This window comes from Streptococcus sp. DD11 (assembly GCF_001578865.1).
Classification (GTDB): domain Bacteria; phylum Bacillota; class Bacilli; order Lactobacillales; family Streptococcaceae; genus Streptococcus; species Streptococcus panodentis.
Window position 1 is genome coordinate 13,246 of sequence record NZ_KQ969396.1, and the last position, 4,871, is coordinate 18,116.

4 protein-coding genes are annotated in these 4,871 nt (G+C 48.0%); 2 read left to right on the forward strand and 2 right to left on the reverse strand.

Annotated elements, in window-relative coordinates; genetic code table 11:
* Window positions 1–155: 155 nt before the first annotated feature.
* On the reverse strand, window positions 156–1,487 hold the full coding sequence (brnQ, locus tag STRDD11_RS09510; RefSeq protein ID WP_128837130.1) for a branched-chain amino acid transport system II carrier protein: 1,332 nt from the start codon (window positions 1,485–1,487) through the stop codon (window positions 156–158).
* Window positions 1,488–1,869: 382 nt separating this feature from the next.
* On the opposite strand from brnQ, the gene STRDD11_RS09515 reads away from it, so the two are divergent.
* On the forward strand, window positions 1,870–2,871 hold the full coding sequence (locus STRDD11_RS09515) for a YdcF family protein (RefSeq protein ID WP_128837131.1): 1,002 nt from the start codon (window positions 1,870–1,872) through the stop codon (window positions 2,869–2,871).
* A gap of 32 nt (window positions 2,872–2,903) precedes the next feature.
* Window positions 2,904–4,058, forward strand: a complete 1,155-nt coding sequence (locus STRDD11_RS09520; RefSeq protein ID WP_128837132.1) for a low temperature requirement protein A — start codon at window positions 2,904–2,906, stop codon at window positions 4,056–4,058.
* A 44-nt stretch (window positions 4,059–4,102) separates the two neighbouring features.
* Here the strand turns inward: STRDD11_RS09520 and STRDD11_RS09525 are convergent.
* Window positions 4,103–4,871 (reverse strand): ABC transporter ATP-binding protein (locus STRDD11_RS09525; protein ID WP_128837133.1); only part of this gene is annotated, 769 nt, incomplete at its 5' end.

A 4,871-nucleotide genomic window follows, 5' to 3' on the forward strand; every position in this document is an offset into this window, starting at 1 on the left:
AAATAATCCCCTTTTATTGTAAAATCTTTCATACTCTTTCTAATCTACCCCCCAAAAACATTTCAGCCCGAATCCCAAAAATTCGAACGCAAGGCAGATAGGCAGCAGATAAAGAGTCTGACCGAGAATTTTCCTGTAAAAAGATTGGAAGCGGACTAGAGATCTTTCATTTCAAAACTGTCGCTCTTCTGCTTGCCCGGCAGGAAAAGTGAAAGGACAATCCCTAAGACAGCCGGCAGGAGCCAAGGCAGGGAGGCCTGAGCGAAAGGCAGAGCATCAACTGCATCCATCACCATTTTCAGATGAAACTGCCTGCCTAAAATACTGGCAAAAGCAATCAAGGCCACTGCTGCAAGGGTCAGCTGCATCCCCAGTTTAGACAAAGGCAGAAATTTATTGACCATGATAATGACTACGATGACAATGGTCATCGGGTAAAGAATCTGCAGGACCGGAAGAGAGTATTGGATAATAGCACTGAGGCCAAGATTGGCCACAGCAAAGCCAATCAGGGTGAAAACTGTCGCATAGGCTCTGTAGGAAATATTGGGAAAGGTCTTATTGAAAAATTCTGCAGTGGAAACAATGAGACCGGCCGTCGTCGTAAAACAGGTCACTGTCACCATGGCCGCCAGAAAAATCTGCGCTGTCGGTCCGAAAATTGCCTGTGTTGCCTGCGAAAGCACATAAACGCCCGGATTGCCCTTTGCCATAACTTCTGCCGGCACTGGGAAATGATTGCCCAAAAAACCAAGACCGATATACATAGCACTGAAGCCCAGAGCAACCATGAGGCCAACCACCCAAATGGTAGAGACATATTCCTTTTTGTTGGCAAATCCCAGCTGCTTGAGGGTAGCTACAGCAATGACACTGAAGGCAACCGAAGCCAGAGCATCCAGTGTATTGTAGCCTTCCAGAAAGCCCTGTCCGAAGGCTGAGGCAGCATAGGCCTCTGATGCCTGCTGCGGCGCTGCAGAACCATACTTCAAAGCTCCCAATAGAACCAACAGAATGATTAAAAGCGCAAAGATGGGTGTCAGAATCCTGCCGATTCGGTCCAAAATCTTTGAGGGATTGAGCGAAATGAAGTAAGCCGCTGCAAAATACAGCACAGTAAAAGCTAAGAGACCGACAGCAGTCAGACCTGCGGGCAGTATTGGGGCAATCCCTACCTCATAAGCTGTAGTTGCTGTACGCGGAATAGCAAAGAAAGGCCCGATAGACAGGTATAAGGCCAGCAGATAGACTATGGCAAACCAGGGAGCAATCTTCTGTGAAATCTCCTGCCGGTATCCCTTAGGATTGAGTGTTCCGATAATCAAGGTCAGGACCGCAAGGCCAACCCCTGACAGAACAAATCCCGCAATAGCCGGCCAAAAATGCTGACCGGATAAAACTCCCAACGCCGGCGGAAAAATCAAATTTCCCGCACCAAAAAATATTCCAAACAGTAAAAGGCCAGTTAAGGCGCCTTTTTTGACCATACTAATCTCCTCGCTAATGATTTCATCTTTCGATTTTCAATGACTGTCATATAAAAATCGTCTGCAGACGACGGTGCTTTACCATTATATACGGAAATAGCTGCTGCTGCAAGACTTTTATCTCCTTTGAAACTTGGTGGAGCAAAAGCAGCGTTTTACGAATTAAATCAAACGAAATACATAAAAATAAAGTGCCATCTGCTGCTTATCCACAGAAAACAACTCTATTTTTACTGATTTATCCTCCAAATACCGTAATTTGTTTTAAATCGAACTTATCCGTATCTTCCCTGACTCTTTCTCGAAAAAGCGCTTTGTGGTATACTGAGAGAAGATTGTTTTCAAAATCAAACTCAGCCCAATGCTGTGCGAAAGGATAGCTATGTTTCTGCATTTATTCTGGCTGTTGCCAGCCCTGCTGTTTTTGCTGCTCTTCTACTTGGAACCCCGCCGGCTCTTTAACGCCTACCTGCTCAGCTTCAGCCTGCTGGTCTTTTTGCTGATAAGCTCAGGTTTGCTCATCGTTGGCCTCCGCCATCTGGGAGAGGCTTCTACCCTGACCGCCATCGCACTTATCGCTCTGCTGATTCCGGTCTGTGTCATCCTATCCTCTGTCTACCTGATATTCAACGGCCGTCAGATGATTACCCGCGAAGGGCGGCGCTTGGCCAACCTCCTCTCGCTGTTCTATGGCCTGACCATCCTCTTTTATCTTGCCAGCTTCTTTCTGCCTCGTGCGCCCATCCTCAATAACCTGCTGATGCTGGCCAATATCCTGCTGCTTTATGGGACGGGCCTCTATCTTTCCTATATTCTCTACGGCTTTTTCTGCAATCTCTTTCCGATTCAGCAGGAGCCTGACTATATCATCGTTCTAGGCTCGGGCTTAATTGGCGATGAGGTGCCTCCGCTTTTGGCCCAGCGTTTGGACAAAAGCAGAGCAGTGTATGAGCAATTCGGGCAGCGGCCCAAGCTGCTCCTGTCTGGCGGCAAGGGATCAGATGAACTGCTTTCTGAAGCTCAAGCGATGGCCAGATACCTGACAGCTGCCGGCTTTCCAGAGCAAGATTTGATACTTGAAAACAAATCCACTACCACTTTTGAAAATCTAATCTTTTCCAAAAAAATCCTGGATGACCGAACCAAGAAACCTTACTCCTGTCTGGTCATTACCAACTCTTTCCATGCCCTGCGTGCTGGAGTTTACATGCGCAAGGTCGGCCTCAGAGGCCGCAGCCTCGGTTCTAAAACAGCCTTTTATTACCTGCCCAGCGCCTGGATTCGGGAAACAGCCGGACTCATGTATATTTACTGGAAATGGCATGTCCTCATCCTAGCCGGCTTCTTGCTCATCTGGACACTGAGACTGCTTGCCGGCAGATAAAGCTTTGAAATCTATCTTTGAAGGAGCCAATGATGTCAAAAATTATTGCAAAACGCGTATCCAACTATGAACTCTTTTTTGATCTGGCCTTTGTTCTTGCTATCAGCCAGCTGACTGCAGCCATTCATGTCGACCATGTCGGCTGGGAGCAGGTCCTGTCTTTCATCGCCACGAACACGGTCATGCTCAGCATCTGGAACAACGAAGCCTATTATTATAACCGATATGGAGATTCCCGAGCCGCAGACATCTATACGGTGATTCTGCTCATGCTGTGGGTCGGAAACCTTGCTTTAAGCTTCACCTTTGATGTCAAGATTTTCCAGCAGGATTCGTCTCCAGTTATCGCTTTTAACACTTTTCTGATTCTTTCTTACCTGACCATTGCCCTGCAGTATTACTTCAAAGGCCGCAAGCTTGGATTTAGCAAGGATATCAAACTGCGCATCGGACTGCTCAGTTTCTATTCTCTTCTTCTCCTGCCTATTGCGACAGGGATTCTGCCCTTCTCCCTCTACCTGCTGCCCCTTTACTTTCTCCCTCTCTTTCAGCCTCTTTTTCTCAGAAACTACTTGATTTGCAATTCCTTTAACTTTCCACATGCCTTGGAGCGCAATCAGCTCTTGACCATCATTACTTTTGGAGAATCTGTCATTGCAGCCATCCGTACCTACCCTCTGGCCCAGCGTCCCTTTGAGGGTGTGGCTCTTTTTCTGGGAATCGGCTTTCTCTTTGCTTTTTATATCGTGCAGACCTTTATCAATATCAATCATCATCAAAAAGCTTCATCGGTCATTCTCTACTATGCCCATATCGTCATTATCATCAGCTTGATGTTTTTCACAGTGGGAATTGAATTTCTGGCCAATGAGCATCACCATGATTTAGGCCTTGCTTTCTTCATCTTGTCCATCCTGGCTTTCTTTGCCGGGACCCTTTCCACCTCTTACTACAATCACGAACTTTACCGCCTTGATAAAACCGTCCTAATCCAGTATGCAGCTATCCTGCTCCTAGGAACACTGAGTTTTTATTTACTGAGCCAAAGCATCACGCTGCTAGGCCTGGCCTTGGTCGCTATGAGCTTCCTGATGCAGCGGACCAGCATGCGCTACCGCCGCCTGATGCGCGAGCGCCATCGCATTCCCCATCCTGATCCAACTCAGAATCTTCGCGATTTTTCATAATAGAGAGGCTGAAGGACTTTCGTCCCAGCCTCTTTTTTGTCTATCTAGGCTTCCTTCTTGTCCGAAAACTGACTCATATAGAGGTCATGGTAGAAGCCCTTGTCAGCCAGCAGGGATTCATGATTGCCCTGCTCGATGATCCGGCCGTCCTTGAGCACCAGGATCTTATCCGCTTCCTGAATGGTGGACAGGCGATGAGCAATGACAAAACTGGTCCGCCCCTGCATCAGAGTCTTCATCGCTTTCTGAATCAAGAGTTCCAGCCGCGTATCAACAGATGAAGTCGCTTCATCTAGGATTAGAATTTTAGGATTGGCCAAGAGAGCCCGTGCAATCGTCAGCAGCTGCTTCTGACCCAGTGAGATATTGCTGGATTCCTGGTTCATTTCCATATTGTAGCCGCCAGGCAGGGTGCGGATAAAGTGATCGACGTTGGCTGCTTTGGCAGCTTCGACAATTTCTTCATCACTGGCCGCCAGATTGCCAAAACGCAGATTTTCCTTAATGGTCCCCTCATAGAGCCAGGCATCCTGCAGGACCATGCCGAACTGCTGACGGTATTCCTGACGGGAAAGCCGGCGAATGTCATGACCATCTACACTGATAGAGCCCGCAGTGACATCATAGAAGCGCATGAGCAGATTGATGAGGGTGGTCTTGCCGGCACCAGTCGGACCGACGATGGCAACCATCTCACCAGGCTGCACCTCCAGATTGAAATCCCGGATCAGCGGCTTGTCTGTTGTATAGTGGAAATCCACACCCTTAAAGCTGACCTGGCCGGTCAGGTCCTGATGCAGCCGCTCGGTCACA

Coding starts and splice junctions, on each gene's coding strand:
- STRDD11_RS09515 (WP_128837131.1), top strand. CDS start 1,870: ATGTTTCTGCATTTATTCTGGCTGTTGCCAGCCCTGCTGTTTTTGCTG.
- brnQ (WP_128837130.1), bottom strand. CDS start 1,487: ATGGTCAAAAAAGGCGCCTTAACTGGCCTTTTACTGTTTGGAATATTT.
- STRDD11_RS09520 (WP_128837132.1), top strand. CDS start 2,904: ATGTCAAAAATTATTGCAAAACGCGTATCCAACTATGAACTCTTTTTT.